This is a genomic window from Kouleothrix sp. 19917 (assembly GCF_057073505.1).
The window spans coordinates 7,269,848-7,286,969 of sequence record NZ_CP097099.1 but is presented as its reverse complement, the minus strand read 5'-3'; the positions used below and the strand labels follow the sequence as shown (position 1 = coordinate 7,286,969).

Sequence of the window (17,122 nt, the reverse complement as noted above, 5' to 3'; positions counted from 1 at the left end):
TAGGAAGTAAAAACACTCTGTTTTTTACTGATAATCTGCTCTTTACACGCGCTCATGGTACCACATCTTGGGCGAGTGTGAGATGACTTCTGGCTGAAAGATGACGCTCTCCTTTACGTGATGATAATGCGTTGTTTTGTACACCGTTAATCTACTCACCGAGTTTCGCGCGCCAGGAATATACATGCTATTCGCCCGGCGCATCGTTATGTGATTCGTCGCCTTCGAGCGCGCCAAGCATCGCTTCCAGCATCACGCCAAGCAGGCGCTGAAGCTCGTTCACCTGGCTCGCGGGAATGTGCGCGAGCGTGCGGTGCATGGTGTCGCGGCGCGCGCGCTCGATGGTTGCCAGCAATTCGCGCCCGCGCATGGTGGAACCAACCACCACTTGGCGGCGGTCATCATCGGGCCGTCCGCGCTCAACCAGCCCTTTCTCAAGCAGGCGATCAACAATGCCGGTGAGCGATGCCGCCGACTGGTGTGTGGCCCGCGCCAGATCCGACATTTTGCACATGCCGCTACAGTGTTTCAGATGCAAAAGCGTATGATATTGCGGCACCGTCAGGTCAAAACGATCGCCCGCCAGAAGCTGCATAAATTGGCGCTGCCCGAGCCAGCTTAGCTGCATGATCGTGCGCTCAATATTGATCACTGCATCGTCTGTGTCTGTGTGCATGCATATTCCTCATAGCTAAGGAATACATTATATCATAAATATTCAATATTGTTAAGTATATTGATCCTATACTGCTGCAAGGCCGGCAGGTGTTTACTGCAAACCCTCTGAGCACACGAATAATTTTTCACAAAGCTTGCCTTATCACGCGGCTAGAGGATGTGAGAAACGCTCTTCCATTGTGCGTCCAGCCAGCCTATTCAATGGATATATATTGGCGTGTAACGTGATGAAATGGCTGATAGCTTGCAAAAAATGCACAATAGATCGCGTTTTAAGCAACAAAAATGCATACGTTTTTGCCTATTACGCCCCCGCATACATTCCGATCACAACTTGCCAGCCACATGCCCAGGCAAGCACAGTATGATTTTTACGTCAGTTTTACCATCTCATTGAGGCTTCGCAATGACGTTACACTCCGTCCTTATTGTTGATGATGAAGATAACCAGCGTTTCGTGGTCGAGCAGGCGCTGCGCGGTTTATCTTATGATTGGTTCATCACCACCGTCTCCTCGGTTTCCGAGGCGCTGGCGTCGATAGCGGGCAATGTGCCCGATCTGATTATTACCGATTACAACATGCCGCACCTGAATGGCCTGGATCTCGTGGCCCAGATCCGGCAGCGCCATATCGATACACGCATCATTTTCATGACGGCGTATAGCTCGCCCGAGTTGCGCCAGCGCGTTGAGCGCTTGAATATCGATTACTATGTGACGAAACCAGTGCCGCTTGGCGATCTGCGGCGGCTGGCAGCGGCTGCCCTGAAGTTGTGAGGGTGGCTGCGCATTCGGGGGTAATAACATAAAGCGACCGGGACAACCGGTCGCTTTATTGTGTGCTGCTGATTCGGCGGCCTGGCAATTAGCGGAATTGAATAATCCGCAAAAAGCTATCGGCCTTGAGCGATGCGCCGCCAACCAGCGCGCCGTCGATGTCGGGCTGGCTCATTAGCTCGTCGACATTATCGGGCTTGACGCTGCCGCCGTACTGAATGCGAATTTCTTCAGCGTCTGCCGGGCTATACAGCTCGGCCAGCGTGCGCCGGATCGTTGCGTGCATATTCTGCGCATCGGCTGGGGTGGCGGTATCGCCGGTGCCAATCGCCCACACCGGCTCGTAGGCAATCACGACGTTTGGCAGCGCAGCCGCATCCACGCCGGCCAGCCCGGCCTTCACCTGCCCAACCACAATCGCCTCGGCGGTGCCGGCGTCGCGCTGGGGCTTGGTTTCGCCCACGCACAAAATCGGTCGGAGCCCGGCCCCCAGCGCGGCGTGCAGCTTGCGGTTGATCAGCTCATCGCCGTCGCCAAAAATCTGGCGGCGCTCGCTGTGCCCCACAATTGCATACGTGCAGCCAACGTCGGTCAGCATGCCTGGCGCAATTGCGCCCGTAAACGCCCCCTGCGACTCGTAGAACACATCCTGCGCGCCCAGCGCAATCGGCGTTTCCTGCAGCAACGAGCTGAGCGCATGGAGCGCCGTAAATGGCGGGCACACCAGCACTTCGCGGTCGCTGGTATCGCCCAGGTCGCGCAGCAGCGCTTCAACCAGTTCCACCCCTTCACCGATCGTCTTGTACATCTTCCAGTTGCCTGCGATCAAAGGCTTGCGCATCGTTTGCTCCTTAACTAAACAGGCCCAACAGCGTGCGAATAGTATTTTGGCTGTTGAGCACAAAGGTGAGCAGAATTCCAATGCCAACGGTGATGCCAAACACCAGCGGGCTCCAGTTCAGCACTTTTGCGCCGTCGAACGGCCCGGCCGGGATCATATTGAATAGCCCCAGCCAGGCGTTCAGGCTAAAGCCGATAAAGCAAATACTTGCGACAATCGGCGGAACCGGGATCTGCGCGATCAAAATCACCATCAGCGCGACAAAAAAGAGTGCCGAAAGCACCAAGTTTGTTGCCGGCCCCGCCAGCGCGATCAAGCCGCTCTGGCGCGGTGTCAGGTAGCCGCGATGCCACACTGCCCCGGGCGCGGCGATGAAAAAGCCAGCGAATGCAATCACAATAGAGAGAATCAGCCAGCCGTTGTTCGCAATGAAATGCGCTTCAGCACCATAATTGCGCGCCACAATGCGGTGCGCCAGCTCGTGCAGCACAAAGCCCAGCCCGCACACCACTGCCGACACAAGCAGGTTCATCACAAACGAGCTGCTCAGCAAATTGCCCGCACCGGTGTTTAGCACGGCGTAGGCCAGCGTGGTGCCGCCCCAGGCCTTCAGCAGTTCAAAATTGTCATTCGACTGCCCGCCGAAAATTGACTCATCGGGCATTTGAAACATTCGGTTCACAAACACTCACTTTCCTAGCGCCGTTATTGCCTGCAGAAGCCACTGCAGCACATGCTCATTGCCAAGCGCAAACACTAGGGTCAGCGCCACGCTTACCAGCAAACCATACAGGTACGGGCGCGCCCTGAACAGGTGCTCGCCATCAAATCCTGTGAGTGGCAGCAGACTTGCCAGGCCCAGCAAAGCATTCATGCGAAAGCCTGCATAGCCAAAGTAGGGAAACCAGGGCGCCACTGCCACCGAAAACACAATAATGACACTGAGCGCCGCAAACCAGAGCGCCGCAATGGCAAGGCTCGCCACAACCCCGGCCAGCGCGATTGTCGCATTCTGGGGGTGGCTCGCAGTGGGCGTGCGCCATTGGAACGTGGGGCCGACGATATACATGCCAGCAGCGGCGGCGGCGATGGCGCCAACGCACCAGACGCGTGCTGCCGGCAGGAATACTTCGCCGCGATATCTGCGCGCAATCAGTGCATGCGCGCCTTCGTGAAACAACAGGGCGAGTGCGCCTTGCACGCCAGCTACCCCCAGCTTCTGCCAGAATGCTGTGCATAGGAAGAGCGCATCAGGCGCATCGAAGCACACAACCTGGCCTGGCCAGCGCAGCCGCCACAGCGCCCCGCCCGATTGATAGATCGCGAACGCAAGCGTCATACTTACCCACAACCCTGCCAGCTTCCACCCATTGCTGTGCCACCAGCCGGGGCTACTACTCACCCTCATGGCTGGTAGTGTCGTCTTGCCATGCGTGCGCCCCTATCAATGGCACAAAGCGCACTTCGCCCAGGCGCTCGGTTTGAATCTGGTGATTCGTGCGCGTGAGCCGCAGCATCATTTGCGCCTGGCGCCCGCCAACAGGGATGACAAGCCTTCCGCCCTCGCCCAATTGCTCGCGCAGGGGCAGGGGAACCCAGGGCGCAGCTGCTGACACCATAATGCCATCAAACGGTGCGTATTCTGGTAAACCCTCGGTGCCATCTGAAGCGACAATATGAACGTTCGTGTAGCCCAATTCGCGCAGGCGCCGGGCTGCACTTTCTGCCAGGGTCGGGTGGCGCTCGATCGCATAGACTTCACCGGCAAGCAGGCTGAGAACAGCTGCTGCGTAGCCCGAGCCAGCGCCAATTTCCAGCACACGCTCGCCCGGGCAAAGCGCAAGCGCCTGCGCCATAAGCGCCACCACATATGGTTGCGAAATCGTCTGGCCTTCAGTTATCGGCAGCGCATGATCGCCATATGCCTGGTCGCGCGCTTCCGCTGGCACAAACAGGTGGCGTGGAACCCTGGCCATTGCATCGAGCACGCGCGCATCCTGGATGCCACGCTGCTCAAGCTGCAAACGAACCATTGCGCTGCGCTCATTCCATCCATTCATAGCATTCTCCTCGGCCACATTATACCGCAGTCGCCTGAGTACAGGATCATATCGTGGGGCGGAAGAAGCACAAGAAGACATAAATGCCCAATGAACAGAGCAGGTCGCTCAAATGATGAAATGGTAATACTGTGGTATAGCCCGCCTGCTAGACTTTGTTCAGTTACAACTGTCGTTTGAATAGCGCCGCCACGCAGCGGCCCAGCAGGAAAGAAAACCATGTCGCACAACGTTTCAGACGCCGAGCTAGTTATTCGTGCGAAGCAGGGTGATCATGGTGCGTTCACGCAAATTTACGAGCGTTACGCGCCTGCGATCTATCGCTACATTTACTTTCGGCTTGGTGAAGCAGAGCTGGCTGAAGACCTCCAGGCCGAGGTTTTCCTTCGCATGTTAGAAGGTATTCACCGCTATGAAGATCGCGGTTGGCCGATTTCGGCGTGGCTGTATCGCATTGCCCGCGATCGCACAATCGATGTGATGCGGCGGCGGCGCAATCGGCAGCAGGTTCCGCTGGATGTGTGGAATGGCAGCTGCGAAGGCCCAGAGAATAGCGTTGGTATGCAGCTTGAATATGAAGAGCTTGCCCGCACCCTGAACGATTTAACCGACGAGCAGCGGCAAGTTATTCAGCTGCGCTTTCTGTCCGAGATGTCGATTCAGGAAGTCGCGCAGAAACTTGGGCGAACAGAGGGGTCGGTCAAGGCACTCCAGCATCGCGGGCTTCAGTCGCTTGCGCGGCGCTTGCAGGCCCCGGTTGCGAGCTGCCCATAAGCAGGTACCACGGCATAACTGCCTTTGGGGAGATTATAAAAGAGCCGCCTTGCCAGGATATTTGGCAAGGCGGCTCGGCTGTTGGCTGTGGGAATTCTAGCCAAAGCGCCCGGTGACATATTCCTCGGTGCGTTTATCGCGGGGTGATACAAACAGCTGGTTGCCAACCCCATACTCAACGCAAACGCCATCCAGGAAGAATGCTGCCGCATCGCCAACGCGCGCGGCTTGCTGAATGCTATGCGGCACAATCACGATTGTGTAGTGCTCTTTAAGATCGATGAGCATATCTTCGATTTTGGCGGTTGAGATCGGATCGAGCGCGGCAGTGGGCGCGTCGAGCAGCAAAATCTCGGGCTCAAGCGCAAGCACGCGCGCAATGCTCAGGCGTTGCTGCTGGCCGCCCGATAGATTCAAACCAGAGGTATCGAGCCGGTCTTTCACTTCGTCCCAAAGGGTGGATGCGCGAAGGGCGCGCTCAACGGCCGCGTCGAGCGTGCGGCGGTTACGCTGGCCGGCCAGGCGCAGGCCATAGCTCACATTGTCGTAGATCGACATAGGAAGAGCAACTGGCTGTGCAAACACCATTGCGGCGCGGCGGCGCAATTCGGCGAGGTTGGCAGCGGGCGCGAAAATACTCTTTCCATCCATGCGCACATCGCCAGTGTGGCGCTCGTTTGCGTCCAGCTCGGCCATGCGATTGATCGAGCGCAAGAAACCGCTTTTCCCACTGCCAGCCGGCCCAAACACCGCAAGCACAGCATTGCGCGCGATTGGCAGCGTAATGTCGTTGAGCACGACATCATTGCCATAGGCCAGGGTATAATGATCGAATTCGATTTTAATATCCATAGTGTTAGCGTCGTACCTGCTTGCGAACCAGCCGCGTGATCAGCGAACTAGCCACGACATTGATAATCAGGACGGTCAGAATCAGAACCGTTCCAGTCGCATACGCTTTTTCGAGCGAAATGCCCTCGACGGCCAGGATGTAGAAGTGCACGGCCATGGTTCGCACGGGCGAAAAGGCCGATTTCGGCAAATTAAGCGCCGTGCCTGCCGTGAAAATAACGGCTGCGGTTTCGCTGACGGCGCGGCCAAAGGCGAGAATAATGCCGGTGACAATGCCTGGCAGCGCACTTGGCAGCACAGCAGTGGTAACCATTTGCCAGCGGGTTGCGCCCAGGCTGTAGCTGACATTGCGGTAGCTTTGTGGTACCGTGCGGATGGCTTCTTCGGTGGTGCGGATGATAGTTGGCAGCACCATCAGCGCAAGCGTGAGGCCGCCAGCCAGGATCGACCAGCCCATTTGCAGATAGGTGACGAAGAAAATAAAGCCGAAGAGGCCAAAGATGATCGACGGCACGCCGGCCAGCGATTCGGTGCCAAAGCGAATGGCGCGGGTGAGCAGCGTTTCGTGGGTATATTCGGTCAGGTAGATCGCGCTGCCAATGCCAAGCGGCGTGGCGATCAGCAAGGCCACAAGCCCAAGCACAATTGTGCCGACGATGGTGGGGAAAATGCCGCCGTCGCGCCCCAGATTTTCGGGCGAGCCGGTGAGAAAGCCCAGGCTCAGCGAAGGCAGGCCGCGGACGATTATCAGGCCAACCACCAGGCCGAGCACCGCCAGCGTAAGAATGGCGGCGATCCAGATCGAGGCAAAGGCGATGCGTTGTGTGCGGGCAGGGTTCATGCGCTTCTCCGGCCGGCGCTGGGGCGGCGCACAAACGAGGTCGCCAGCGCGTTTAATATCATAATGAAGACAAACAGCACCACGCCGGTTGCGAACAGGGCCTGACGGTGCGCGCCGCCAGCGTAGGCCATTTCGAGGCCGATATTGCTGGTGAGCGTGGTGGCCGATTGCAGTGGCGAAAACGGAATATCGAGCGAGTTGCCGATCATCATGATCACGGCCATGGTTTCGCCCAGGGCGCGGCCCATGCCAAGAATAACGCCGGCAATAATGCCAGAGCGCGCGGTTGGCAGCAGCACGCCCGTGATAACCTGCCAGTGCGTGGAGCCAAGGGCCACGGCACCTTCGCGCACGGCCAGTGGCACAGCGCGCAGCGCATCTTCCGAGATGGCGATGATGGTGGGCAGGATCATGAAGCCGAGGATGATGGCGCCGGTGAGCACGCTCAGCCCCGGCCCGCCGAGCGTCGAGCGGATGATTGGCGCGAGCAGCGTAAGCCCGATGAAGCCGTAGATAACCGACGGGATGCCGGCGAGGAGCTGAATGGCCGGGCGCATCAGGCCAGCGAGGCGCGGCGGCGCCAGCTCGACCATGAAGATCGCGACGGCCAGGCCCAGCGGCACGCCAATCACCAGCGAGCCAAACGTCAGCCAGAGCGAGCCGACGATCATGGGAAAGATGCCAAACGCGGGTGTTTTTGCGGTGGGGTTCCACTCGCGCCCGCTCAGAAATTGCCAGATGCCCACCTTTGCTATCAGTGGGATGCCGGCCTGGAAGATAAAGTAGGTGATCAGGCCCAGCGCCACAAGCGCGCCAAAGGCGGTGATCAGGAGCAGGATGCTGATGCTGCGCTCTTTCATTTGATGGCCGGCCCTTTCACCAGGCCAAGATTTTGAAGCTCTTGCTGGCCTTCTGCGCTCATCACATAGTCGACATATTGCTGGGCGAGCGGGCTGAGCTGGTGGCCTTTCTGCCAGACAAACAGAAATGGCCGCACAAAGGTGTACGAGCCATCTTCCACATGCCCAACCGAGGGTTGCACACTATCAACCGCAAGCGCCTTGACGCTGCTGTCGACAATACCCAGCGAAATATAGCCGATGGCATTCGGGTTTTCGGCCACAACCTGCCGAATTGCGCCATTCGACCCTTGCCGCAGCGCCGAGGTAGTGATAGGTTTACTTTTCATCACCAGCTCTTCAAAAGCGGTGAACGTGCCCGAGCCAGCTTCGCGCACAATCAGGTCGATTGGCTGGTCGGGGCCGCCGAACGCAGCCCACGACGTTGCTTTCCCCGAGAAAATATCTTGCACCTGGCTGAGGTCGAGCTCGGCAACCGGGTTGCTGGGGTTGACAATCACGGCCAGCGCGTCGCGCGCAATGATCAGCTGGTCGAGCTTTTCGGCTTCTTCGGGCTTGAGGTCGCGCGATGACATGCCAATTTCGGCGACGCCTTCGGTTGCGGCCTGAATGCCCGCGCTGGAGCCAAGCGACTGGATGTTGATGGCGGTGCCAGCGTGATTGTGCTGATAGATTTCGGCCAGATGCTCGGCGAAGGGCGAAACCGACGTAGAGCCTGTGATGGTTATGCCATTACTTTCGCCCTGGCCGCAGCCCGCAAGGATGCCGGCCAGCAGTGCCAGGCACAGCAAATACCGCCAGCGGAGGCCGCGCGGGCGGCACGTGGCGGTATGGTGCAGTGCAGAACAGAGAGGAATGTGCATCAAATCGGTGTCTCTGGTATATTAAGTGTTTATTAAGCGCTCCTATTATATCACGTTCTGTATTTGCCGTGGAAGGCTTTGTGACGGCAAATACGATGGCTGGCTTGTCCGCAACGTGTGCCGGGAAGCGTCCAGACAACGCATGTTGCAACATGAGGAAGTAACGATGTTCGATATGGACCTAACGCCTAATACTCCTGAAGCGCAGCCTTTGATCCTGGGCGCGGGCGGGGTTGTATACCGATATTCGGAAGCTGGCCTGCTTGAGATTCTGCTGATCAAGAAGCAGGGTGGCTTCTGGACGCTCCCGAAGGGCCGGATCAAGCCAGGGGAAGATGAACGCACAGCGGTGGCGCGTGAAGTTGCCGAGGAAACCAGCATCACGGGCGAAGTTGGCCTGCTGGTGCGCCAGGTGTTCTACACCATCCAGAAGGCGGGCCGCCGTCGCCGCAAGACGGTGACCTACTACCTGCTCCATGCCGAGGCTGGCCGCCCGCGCCCGCAAGCGAAAGAGCATATTGTTCGGGTGCGCTGGTTCCCGGTGAGCGCGGCGCTGCGGCGCATCCGCCGCAAGCGCATCCGCAATGTGGTGCGGGCGGCGCGTGCGCTGCTGAACGGCGCAGCCGCGCCTGAACAGCCTGCGGGCTAGCCTGTGCGGCACCACAGCGCATGCGCGAAATTGCCGAGCCCGGCACGTTCTGACAGATAGGTATCGCTGTCTTGCACTGCGAGGATGCTATGCTGGCGCAGCTTGTTCGCTGGATCATTCTTCACCTTGTGATGCTGTTCTACCCCCGCATCGAAGTGCGCGGCCGCGAATTCCTGCCACACGACGGGCCGGCGCTGTTTGTCGCGAACCACCCGAATGGCCTGCTCGACCCGCTGGTGCTGATGGCGGGCGTGCGACGCCCGATCGCGTTTCTGGCGAAAAGCACCTTTTTTGCGAACCCGGCCGGCCGCTTTGCCATGGGCGCATTTGATGCGCTGCCAGTGTATCGCCAACGCGACGAGGGGCTGGAAGGCGGGGCCACAGGCGACCGCGCCAGCCGCAACGAAGGCACCTTTGCGCGCTGCCGGGCGCTGCTGCGGCAGAACCACGCGCTGGCGCTTTTTCCCGAAGGCACCACCCACTCCAGTACCACCATGTTGCCGTTGCGCACGGGCGCGGCACGGATTGCGCTCAGCGCCGAGGCCGAGACCGATTGGGCGATCGACCTCAAGCTGGTGCCGGTGGGCCTATGGTATCAGGACAAGGCGCTGTTTCGCTCGGCGGCGCTGCTTGTGATCGGCCAGCCCTTCGCAATCGATGATCTGGCCGGGCGCTATGCCGCCGACCCACATGCGGCCGTGGATGCGCTGACTGAGCGGATCGATGCGGCGCTTGACGAGGTGGTGCTGCAAGCCGAGCACGCCGAACTGCTGCGCGGCCTGCCGCTGGTGGCGAGCTGGACGGCGCCACAGGAACTGCGCACCCTGGCCGAGCAGCACGCCTACACCGAGCAACTGCTGGAGGCTTACCAGCGGCTGCGCGCCAGCGACCCCGCCCGCCTGGCCGCGATCGAGCAGCAGGCGCGGCGCTATGCGCGCGTGCTGCGCACGCTGGGCATTGCAAACCCATGGGAGCTGGAGCTCCATGCGGCGCGTCGCGGGCGCGTGATCTGGCTTGCGCTGGCGCTCGTGCTGCTGTTTCTGCCGGCGGTTGCGGGCTTCGCGCTGAGCTATGGCCCCTACCGGCTGGCGCGGCCGCTCACGCCCGTGCTGCTGGGCGACTATGAAGAAACCACCAGCACTGGCAAGCTGATCATTGGCACGGTGATGGTGCTGCTGGGCTGGGTGCTGGCCGCGATCCTGTGCGGGCTGCTGGCCGGCTGGGCGTGGGGCGTGCTATTGCTGCTCCTTGCGCCGGCGCTGGCCTATGCCGCGCTGCGCTGGGGCGAATTGTGGCGCGAGTTCCGTGAAGTGCTGGCGTATAGCTGGATGGTGCTGCGCCACGGCGCGCTGGTGCGCGAGCTGGCTGCGCGCCGCCGTTCGCTGGCCGAACAGGTGATTCAGGCGGTGCAGAGCGCGGAGGTGTAGGCCGTATCACGCCATTATGCGGCGCGGTAGTAATGAAGACGAAAATATGTGCTACCGGGGACGAGTGATGGCTGAATATCATCTGCGGATCAAAGATTTGCCGCCGAACACAAAGCCGCGCGAGCGTTTGCGCGATTGTGGCGCGGCGGCGCTGAGCGATACCGAACTACTGGCAATTCTCTTGCGCGTTGGGGTAGAAGGCATAAATGTCATTGAGCTGGCCCAGAAGCTGCTGGTGGATTATGGCGGGTGGGCCGGCTTGCAGCGCCTTGATTTTCACGAAATGTGCAAGGTGCACGGCCTGGGCGAAGCGAAAACTTCTACGCTCAAGGCCGCGCTGGAAATTGGCCGGCGCTTGCTGCTGACGGGCGAGGCCGAGCGCTTTCAGATCAAAAGCCCGCAAGATGCGGCGCAGCTGCTGCTGCTGGAAATGGGCCACCTCGATCAGGAGCATCTGCGCACGGTGCTGCTCGATACCAAAAATCGTGTGCAGTCGATCACCACGATCTATGTGGGCTCGCTGAATGCTTCGATGGTGCGCGTGGGCGAGGTCTTCAAGGCAGCACTGCGCCAGAACAGCGCATCGCTGATTGTGGCGCACAACCACCCTTCTGGCGACCCAACGCCCAGCCCCGAGGATGTGCTGGTGACGCGCGAAATCGTGGCGGCGGGGCAACTGCTCGATATCGAGGTGCTCGATCATCTGGTGATTGGGCAGGGGCGCTATGTCAGCATGCGCGAGCGCGGCCTGGGCTTTTCCAGGGCGTAAGCGCGGGCAGAGATGCAGCGAGGCCGGCAGCACCATGCTGCCGGCCTCGTTTTTTGTGCGCGGGAAGCAAGCTAGTTTTTTTCTGCCATCGGCACGTACACACGTCCCATGTCGACCGACGTGATTCGCATGCGCGTCAGGTGTTCGAGGCGCGCGACCAGGCGATTATGCGCCGGATCGGGGAAAGACGTGATGCCAGCGAAATCCCAGCGGCCGGTTTGCTCGTCGAAATAATACAGCGCGAGCCTGTTTGGGTCGGCGCCGTTGAGGTCGGCCGGGTCGAAGGCCACTTCCACCGTGATTTGCTTGCCCTGGTTGAAGCGATGGATCTCCTGCCCGCCTGCCACGGCGGTGATTTCGAACTCAAGCAGCGTGGGCTGGCCGGGCAGGCCGCCCGAAGGCTCGCGTGGCGCGGCAATAAGATCGACGGGCTGCGAAAACGTGCCGAGCGGCAGCGACACCGTGAGCAGGCTGCTGGCCGTCACGGCATTGTCGTTCAGCGCGGAAGGGCCGATGCCGGTTTCGAGCTTGGCAGCCTCGCCGGGCTTCACAATGCGGCGGCCGGCTGGCACCTTGCTGAATGGCACAGCGTCGATGTTCCCCAGGCCGCAGATGATTTCTTGCGGGAAAGTGCCGGGCGCGGGCGACACCGAGTTGGTGCATGTGAGATTATTTGTGACTGATATGATCTCTGGCCCGCTGGCGCTGCCCCACCACTGCTGCTGGATTTTCAGCGTGCGATTGCCGAAATTCAGGGCCTTGAGCGCAATGCCATTGCCTTCAAAGCTGTTGTGTTCGAGCTTGATGCGCGGCTGGCCAGTGGGCAGGCCATCAATCAGCAGGGCCAGGCTGTTCGCGGTGAACAGGTTGTTGCGCAGCGTCAGGCGCAGGCTGCCAAGCACGCCGCCCACAATATTCATACCAATGCGGTTGCCTTCTATCAGGCTATCGATGATATCAATGCGCTGGTTGGGCGCGCTCACCGACGGGCCAAGCGTCAGGCCGACCGTCGCGTCGCTCAGCGTTACCGATTCGAGGCGAATCGCGCGGGCTGGCTGCACGACTTTCAGGCCAGCCCAGGTGTCGCTGGCAGCGCGCAGCAGCACGGGCTGGCTGGGCGTGCCTTTCGCCTGCAGCCCGCCGTCGATCTGGAGGCTCGCGCCAGTGAGAAATTGCACATCCACGCCCGCCTCGATTGTGAGCGTTGCGGCCGATGTGATGCTGATCGGCACGGTAACGAGGTAGGGACTGTTGGCCGCCGTCCAGGTGGTGTCTGCCGTGATGTTGCTTTCGACCAAACTACTGGTCACGCTAGCCGATGCTGGCGAAACGCCCAGGCAGGTGGCGAGCAGCAGGGCGGCCACAAGCGCCAGCGAGGTTGCGAGACGGCCAAGGGTTGGGAAAGGTTGATGATTCATAAATACACCTTTGACTCGTATTCCTCGGCATGAAGCTGCGCGAGGAGCTTGCTCGTCGTGTCGAGGTCGGCGCTGGCGCCGGCCTTTTGAAACAGGGCAATGGCTTCGTCCAGGGTTGCGCGCGCCAGTTCGGGCTGGCCAGCGCCGATCCAGAGGCGGGCTTGCACCACCAGGCTTTGCCCAAGCTCGGGCGTGCTTTCGATCTCAGTCAGGATCTGCACGCTGCGCTGCACCTCGGCAATCGCCAGATCGTAATCGCCGCGCGCGCCGGCCAGCATGCCACGCACGCGGTAGGCGATGGCTTCGGCCTGGGCGTCGTTTGCGGCGAAGGCGAAATCGAGGGCGCGGATGCTCGCCTGTTCAGCTTCAACAAGTCGTTCCATGATGATGAACGTTTCGGCGAGCTGTCTTTGCGCCTCGCTCATGCCCAGATCGTCGTGAATGGCGTCGCACAGCCCGATGCTGCGCTCGATCTGCGCCAGCGATTCGGGCAAACGGCCAAGCTGGCGGTACAGTTCGCCCAGGTTGCTGCAAATAATGCCTTCAAGCGGCAGCGAACCAATCGCCCTGGCGCTGTTGAGGCTGGCGTGATAGTGGTGCAGTGCTTCGGGGTAGTTGCCAATTTTGTAGTGAATCGCGCCAATGTTCACTTCCACGCTGGCGAGCGTGTGCTGGTCGCCAATGTCGTGAAGAATGGCGGCGGCGCGCTCGCACTCGCGGGCGGCTGCGCGCAGGTTGCCTTCCTGCGTCAGCACAATGCCCATATTGTTGCGCAGCCGCCCAAGCTCGCGCAGGTCGCTGATGCGCTCGGCATTCGTGATCGCCAGGCGCAGGTAGCTGCGGGCCTCGCGCCAGCGCGACTGGCTCATGCCAATATGGAAAAAGACCTTGTAGGCCAGCAGCAGGTCGCCCCAGCTGCCCAGCGCCTCCAGCGGCGCGAGGCAGGGCGCAACGGCGTCTTGCGCCGCTGCATTATCGCCGCTGCGCACCAGCACCCAGCCGCGCCGCACACCAATGCGCAGCAGGAGCGCATTGTCGGCCGGGCCAAGGCGCGACTCGGCCTGGGCAAGATGCGCCAGCGCATCGTCATAGGCGGCCTGCCCTTCACACACCTCCGTCCACGCGATCAGAATTTCGGCCTGTTCGCGCTGCTCTTCCGAGACGGCGAGCGCGCTGGCATAGGTGTGCGTGGCTTCGTTCAGGCGGCCCGCCAGCGCGTGCAGATCGCCAATGCGCCGCAGGATCAGGGCGCGCTGGCGGCGGGCGGGGGCAGTGTCGCTGCGCTCGGCGGCTTCGAGCGCGTGCTGGTAGTGCGTGAGCGCAACATCGCTGGCATACAGCTCCTGGGCGCGCTGGCCCGCGATCCAGGCGAACTCAAGTGCTTCGGGCCACGATTCGGCGTTGCGATAGTGGAAGGCGAGCAGACCCGGTTCGGCGGCGGCGCGGGCGGGCTGCTGCGCGCGCACAAACGCGGCAACGCGGCGGTGAATCTCGCGGCGCTGGGCGAACAGCATGCTTTCGTAAATGGTTTCCTGGTTCAGGCTATGCGCGAAACGATACTGGCCATCGCCCAGGGCGCGCACAATGCCGCGCTCGGCCAGGCGGGCAAGCGCGCCGCCCAGGGCTTCCTGCGTTCCGGCAATGCCATCGAGCACGGGCCGGTCGAACTGCGGGCCAATCACGGCCGCCATCTGGAGCATATAGCGCTCGGCCAGGGGCAGCCGGTCGAAGCGGGCGATCAGGGCGTTCTGGATGCTGCTGGGCAGCGGCGGCGCGGCAGATTCGGCGGCTTGCTCGCCAAGCGCGCGAATGGTTTCTTCGATAAAGAAGGGGTTGCCCTGCGTGCGCTCGATCACGGCATCGCGCAAGGCGGCGGTGAGCGGGCGGCGCCCCAGGCGCGCGGCGATCAGGTTTTGGGCCTGCTCGGGCGGCAGCGGCGCAAGCTCGATCCGCGTGGCGGCGGGCCAGGCGGGCGCGCCTTCGGGGCGGAAGGTGCACAGCAGCACCAGCGGGAGCGGCACTTTCGAGCTGGCCAGCGCGCTCAGGATCGCGACCGATGCCGCGTCGGCCCAGTGCAGATCTTCCACCACCAGCGCGGTTGGCCCGTCGCTGGCGCGGTGCTGCATGAGCCCGACACACAGGGTTTGCAGGCGGGCGCGCCGCTCGTCGGGCGTGAGCGCCTGCGTGATCGGGCTTTCGGTGCCGGGCAGGCCGAAGAGCGTGGGCAGCAGCGGGAAGAAGCGCTGCTGATCGGGCAGGGCGCGCAGGGCGTGAAGCGCCAGCAGGCGCGCAGCCGCGTCGGGCTGGGCGGGCAGGTCGTAGAGCTGGCTGAGCAGCTCGACCAGCAGGTAATACGGGCGGGCAAGGTGGGTCGGCTGCGCGTGCGCAACCACCAGACCAACCGAGCTGTGCGCGTTGAGCAGCGCGTTGTGCACCAGCTCGGCCAGCAGGCGCGATTTGCCAATGCCGGCCTCGCCCACCAGCGCAATGCTGCCGCCCGCGCCGCCCAGCGCCTGGTCGACGGCGGAACGCGCGCGGACCAGGTCGGCGGCACGGCCAACCAGCGGGCCGTGCGCGCCCGTCAGCAGGTTCAGGCGCGGGCCTTCGTCGAGCTCGGGCGTGAAGCAGGGCACAAGATGCGTGTAGCCTTTGGCGCGGATGGGCGGCTGCGCCTGGAGCTTGAAGCGATGCTCGGCGGCGCGCGCGGTGGCTGCGTCCAGCAAAATCTGGCCGTTTTCGGCGGCGTCCATCAGGCGGGCGGCGAGGTTCACGGCCGCGCCCATGACAGTGTACTCGCGGCGCGACGGCGAACCAACCGCCCCGGCAAAGACGCGCCCACTGGCGACGCCAATGCGCCGCAGCTGCAATGGGCCGCCCGCGCCAAGCGTGTGCATCAGCGCCAGCGCGCAGCCCACGGCCTGCTCGGCGTCGCGGCTTTGCGCGATGGGCGCGCCAAACAAGGCAATGAGGGTGTGGCCGTCGGAATGCAGATCGAGCTTGTTGACGGCGCCGCCATACTGCTCGACGATCTGCCAGATTTGCTCGATGCGCGCCTGGATGCTGGGCATGGCCTCGGCGCTATCGGCGCTGGCTGATGCGAGGAGCTGGCCGACATCGCTCAGGTTGGCGAAGAGCATGGTGACGGGGCGCAGCTCGCCCTGGCTGGCCAGCGTGGGCGGGCCATCGGAAAGGCGCGCAAGGTGCTGATCGAGCAGGTAGGGGCGCAGCGCCTCGATATGGTTGACGAGTGCGTGCAGCTCCCAGGCGGCGTCGGCGCGCGTGGCCCATGTGAAGGGCGCGGGCGGCGGGCTGGGCGCAGCCGGGGCAAGCGCTTCGAGGCAGTGGTAGCCCGGCCCCAATGCGCTGAACCTGGGCATCTGCGCCCGCAATTCATCTGCGGTGGCGTTGCCAAGCACGACGGCGCCCGGGCTGGCATGGCGCTGATAATCCACAACTTCGTGCGCTGGCTCGCCGGCCACGAGCAATTCAAGCCGCTGCGCCGAGCCAACCTGGGCAAGCTGGACGCTGCCGCTGGCGAGGCCAATGCGGATGCGCAGGGTGAAGACGCCAACCGGCGTTGCGAGTGCGGCAAACTCGCCCATGCGGCGCTGCAATTCGAGCGCGGTGGTGGCGGCGCGGTGGGCGTGGCCGCTGCCAATAAACAGGGCAGTGAGGGCGTCGCCGCTGAGCTTGAGCAGGCGGCCATCCCACTCGGCAAGCGTGCCGATCAGCATGCTAAACAGCGTGTTGATGGTGTGGGCCACGATTTCGGCACCTTCGCTGCCCAGCGTGCTAAGCTGGGCCGAGAACGCGGTAAAACCGCTCAGGTCGGCGGCGAGCAATGTGCCGGTGGTGCTGTGAAGCTGGCCGGGCTGCCCGGCGACGGGCGTGCTGTGCAGGAAATCGGTGTATTCGGGAACGAAAGAAACGATGGCATGTAGTAGTGCTTGCAGGTGTTCGATTACGGGGGCGAGGTCGGCGCTGGCTGGCTGGTTGGCGATAAGCAGCTGCTCGACCACGTGCCCTGGGAGGTAGTTGGACAGGATCGCGCGATCCGTGGCCCGGTTCCGCTGTTCGTGAGCACTATTCACTGTATTGTTATGCCTAAGCGATAGTGTTGATTCTACCGCGAGTCAGACGGAAAGTAAATATTCGGTACCGTCTGCATAAATCGTTGCAAGAACGGTTCCAGCCGCTTGCCTGCCCGGCGGCCATGTGTTTGTGGCGGCGCGGCCACCTGTTTCCGTTTATGGCTCGGTAAAAGGGAAACGCCTGGGGATATGACGAAGCTACGACATGCCCGCGTAATAAC

General features: G+C 61.8%; 16 protein-coding genes. 5 read left to right on the top strand and 11 right to left on the bottom strand.

All coding sequences use genetic code 11. The annotated features are described in order from the left end of the window. Positions 1 to 187: 187 nt before the first annotated feature. The gene (locus M1P90_RS29355; RefSeq protein ID WP_483699253.1) at positions 188 to 676 is read right to left on the bottom strand and encodes a MarR family winged helix-turn-helix transcriptional regulator; all 489 of its coding nucleotides are present in this window, start codon (positions 674 to 676) and stop codon (positions 188 to 190) included. A 408-nt stretch (positions 677 to 1,084) separates the two neighbouring features. Between M1P90_RS29355 and M1P90_RS29350 the strand changes: the two genes are divergently transcribed. Continuing rightward, a complete protein-coding gene (locus tag M1P90_RS29350; RefSeq protein ID WP_483699252.1) occupies positions 1,085 to 1,456 on the top strand; it encodes a response regulator in 372 nt (123 codons plus the stop codon). Positions 1,457 to 1,544: 88 nt separating this feature from the next. On the opposite strand, the gene tpiA is transcribed toward M1P90_RS29350, so the two are convergent. Genes tpiA through M1P90_RS29330 form a run of 4 tightly spaced genes read right to left on the bottom strand, consistent with a single transcriptional unit; the run spans position 1,545 to position 4,357 of the window. Then, the gene (gene tpiA / locus M1P90_RS29345; RefSeq protein WP_483699251.1) at positions 1,545 to 2,297 is read right to left on the bottom strand and encodes a triose-phosphate isomerase; all 753 of its coding nucleotides are present in this window, start codon (positions 2,295 to 2,297) and stop codon (positions 1,545 to 1,547) included. Positions 2,298 to 2,307: 10 nt separating this feature from the next. Beyond that, on the bottom strand, positions 2,308 to 2,961 hold the full coding sequence (locus tag M1P90_RS29340) for a zinc metalloprotease (protein ID WP_483699250.1): 654 nt from the start codon (positions 2,959 to 2,961) through the stop codon (positions 2,308 to 2,310). Positions 2,962 to 2,985: 24 nt separating this feature from the next. After that, positions 2,986 to 3,636 (bottom strand): hypothetical protein, encoded by a 651-nt coding sequence (locus M1P90_RS29335; protein ID WP_483699249.1) that lies wholly within the window; start codon positions 3,634 to 3,636, stop codon positions 2,986 to 2,988. 55 nt (positions 3,637 to 3,691) lie between these two features. Beyond that, positions 3,692 to 4,357: a protein-L-isoaspartate(D-aspartate) O-methyltransferase gene (locus M1P90_RS29330; RefSeq protein ID WP_483699248.1), complete on the bottom strand. Its 666-nt coding sequence runs from the start codon at positions 4,355 to 4,357 to the stop codon at positions 3,692 to 3,694. A gap of 219 nt (positions 4,358 to 4,576) precedes the next feature. On the opposite strand from M1P90_RS29330, the gene M1P90_RS29325 reads away from it, so the two are divergent. Beyond that, positions 4,577 to 5,131: an RNA polymerase sigma factor gene (locus M1P90_RS29325; RefSeq protein WP_483699247.1), complete on the top strand. Its 555-nt coding sequence runs from the start codon at positions 4,577 to 4,579 to the stop codon at positions 5,129 to 5,131. 96 nt (positions 5,132 to 5,227) lie between these two features. Here M1P90_RS29325 and M1P90_RS29320 read toward each other — a convergent pair whose 3' ends face one another. From M1P90_RS29320 to M1P90_RS29305, 4 genes are read right to left on the bottom strand one after another with little or no spacing between them, the layout of a single operon-like run. After that, a complete protein-coding gene (locus M1P90_RS29320) occupies positions 5,228 to 5,983 on the bottom strand; it encodes a phosphate ABC transporter ATP-binding protein (RefSeq protein WP_483699246.1) in 756 nt (251 codons plus the stop codon). Positions 5,984 to 5,987: 4 nt separating this feature from the next. After that, positions 5,988 to 6,824: a phosphate ABC transporter permease PstA gene (pstA, locus tag M1P90_RS29315; protein ID WP_483699245.1), complete on the bottom strand. Its 837-nt coding sequence runs from the start codon at positions 6,822 to 6,824 to the stop codon at positions 5,988 to 5,990. Continuing rightward, positions 6,821 to 7,684, bottom strand: a complete 864-nt coding sequence (gene pstC, locus M1P90_RS29310; RefSeq protein ID WP_483699244.1) for a phosphate ABC transporter permease subunit PstC — start codon at positions 7,682 to 7,684, stop codon at positions 6,821 to 6,823. Before pstC ends, pstA begins: the two co-directional genes overlap by 4 nt. Next, the gene (locus M1P90_RS29305) at positions 7,681 to 8,475 is read right to left on the bottom strand and encodes a phosphate ABC transporter substrate-binding protein (protein WP_483699243.1); all 795 of its coding nucleotides are present in this window, start codon (positions 8,473 to 8,475) and stop codon (positions 7,681 to 7,683) included. Before M1P90_RS29305 ends, pstC begins: the two co-directional genes overlap by 4 nt. Before the next feature lie 247 nt (positions 8,476 to 8,722). Between M1P90_RS29305 and M1P90_RS29300 the strand changes: the two genes are divergently transcribed. The 3 genes from M1P90_RS29300 to radC all read left to right on the top strand — a co-directional run bounded on the left by M1P90_RS29300 (position 8,723) and on the right by radC (position 11,392). Continuing rightward, the gene (locus M1P90_RS29300) at positions 8,723 to 9,196 is read left to right on the top strand and encodes an NUDIX hydrolase (protein WP_483699242.1); all 474 of its coding nucleotides are present in this window, start codon (positions 8,723 to 8,725) and stop codon (positions 9,194 to 9,196) included. Positions 9,197 to 9,285: 89 nt separating this feature from the next. Continuing rightward, positions 9,286 to 10,623, top strand: a complete 1,338-nt coding sequence (locus M1P90_RS29295) for a lysophospholipid acyltransferase family protein (protein ID WP_483699241.1) — start codon at positions 9,286 to 9,288, stop codon at positions 10,621 to 10,623. Between the two features lie 67 nt (positions 10,624 to 10,690). Beyond that, the gene (gene radC / locus M1P90_RS29290) at positions 10,691 to 11,392 is read left to right on the top strand and encodes a RadC family protein (RefSeq protein WP_483699240.1); all 702 of its coding nucleotides are present in this window, start codon (positions 10,691 to 10,693) and stop codon (positions 11,390 to 11,392) included. 71 nt (positions 11,393 to 11,463) lie between these two features. Here radC and M1P90_RS29285 read toward each other — a convergent pair whose 3' ends face one another. Together M1P90_RS29285 and M1P90_RS29280 are read right to left on the bottom strand one after the other, a co-directional pair. Beyond that, positions 11,464 to 12,810 carry a hypothetical protein gene (locus tag M1P90_RS29285; RefSeq protein WP_483699239.1) on the bottom strand — a complete coding sequence of 449 codons (1,347 nt, stop codon included), beginning with the start codon at positions 12,808 to 12,810 and terminating at the stop codon, positions 11,464 to 11,466. Then, positions 12,807 to 16,901 carry a tetratricopeptide repeat protein gene (locus M1P90_RS29280; RefSeq protein WP_483699238.1) on the bottom strand — a complete coding sequence of 1,365 codons (4,095 nt, stop codon included), beginning with the start codon at positions 16,899 to 16,901 and terminating at the stop codon, positions 12,807 to 12,809. The genes M1P90_RS29285 and M1P90_RS29280 overlap by 4 nt, the downstream gene beginning before the upstream one ends. Positions 16,902 to 17,122 lie beyond the last annotated feature (221 nt).

What these genes read in the sequence shown, in the direction of transcription:
- M1P90_RS29335 (WP_483699249.1), bottom strand. Translation starts at nt 3,636, where the DNA reads ATGACGCTTGCGTTCGCGATCTATCAATCGGGCGGGGCGCTGTGGCGG.
- M1P90_RS29300 (WP_483699242.1), top strand. Translation starts at nt 8,723, where the DNA reads ATGGACCTAACGCCTAATACTCCTGAAGCGCAGCCTTTGATCCTGGGC.
- pstC (WP_483699244.1), bottom strand. Translation starts at nt 7,684, where the DNA reads ATGAAAGAGCGCAGCATCAGCATCCTGCTCCTGATCACCGCCTTTGGC.
- M1P90_RS29350 (WP_483699252.1), top strand. Translation starts at nt 1,085, where the DNA reads ATGACGTTACACTCCGTCCTTATTGTTGATGATGAAGATAACCAGCGT.
- M1P90_RS29355 (WP_483699253.1), bottom strand. Translation starts at nt 676, where the DNA reads ATGCACACAGACACAGACGATGCAGTGATCAATATTGAGCGCACGATC.
- pstA (WP_483699245.1), bottom strand. Translation starts at nt 6,824, where the DNA reads ATGAACCCTGCCCGCACACAACGCATCGCCTTTGCCTCGATCTGGATC.
- tpiA (WP_483699251.1), bottom strand. Translation starts at nt 2,297, where the DNA reads ATGCGCAAGCCTTTGATCGCAGGCAACTGGAAGATGTACAAGACGATC.
- M1P90_RS29320 (WP_483699246.1), bottom strand. Translation starts at nt 5,983, where the DNA reads ATGGATATTAAAATCGAATTCGATCATTATACCCTGGCCTATGGCAAT.
- M1P90_RS29325 (WP_483699247.1), top strand. Translation starts at nt 4,577, where the DNA reads ATGTCGCACAACGTTTCAGACGCCGAGCTAGTTATTCGTGCGAAGCAG.
- M1P90_RS29285 (WP_483699239.1), bottom strand. Translation starts at nt 12,810, where the DNA reads ATGAATCATCAACCTTTCCCAACCCTTGGCCGTCTCGCAACCTCGCTG.
- M1P90_RS29330 (WP_483699248.1), bottom strand. Translation starts at nt 4,357, where the DNA reads ATGAATGGATGGAATGAGCGCAGCGCAATGGTTCGTTTGCAGCTTGAG.
- M1P90_RS29295 (WP_483699241.1), top strand. Translation starts at nt 9,286, where the DNA reads ATGCTGGCGCAGCTTGTTCGCTGGATCATTCTTCACCTTGTGATGCTG.
- M1P90_RS29340 (WP_483699250.1), bottom strand. Translation starts at nt 2,961, where the DNA reads ATGCCCGATGAGTCAATTTTCGGCGGGCAGTCGAATGACAATTTTGAA.
- radC (WP_483699240.1), top strand. Translation starts at nt 10,691, where the DNA reads ATGGCTGAATATCATCTGCGGATCAAAGATTTGCCGCCGAACACAAAG.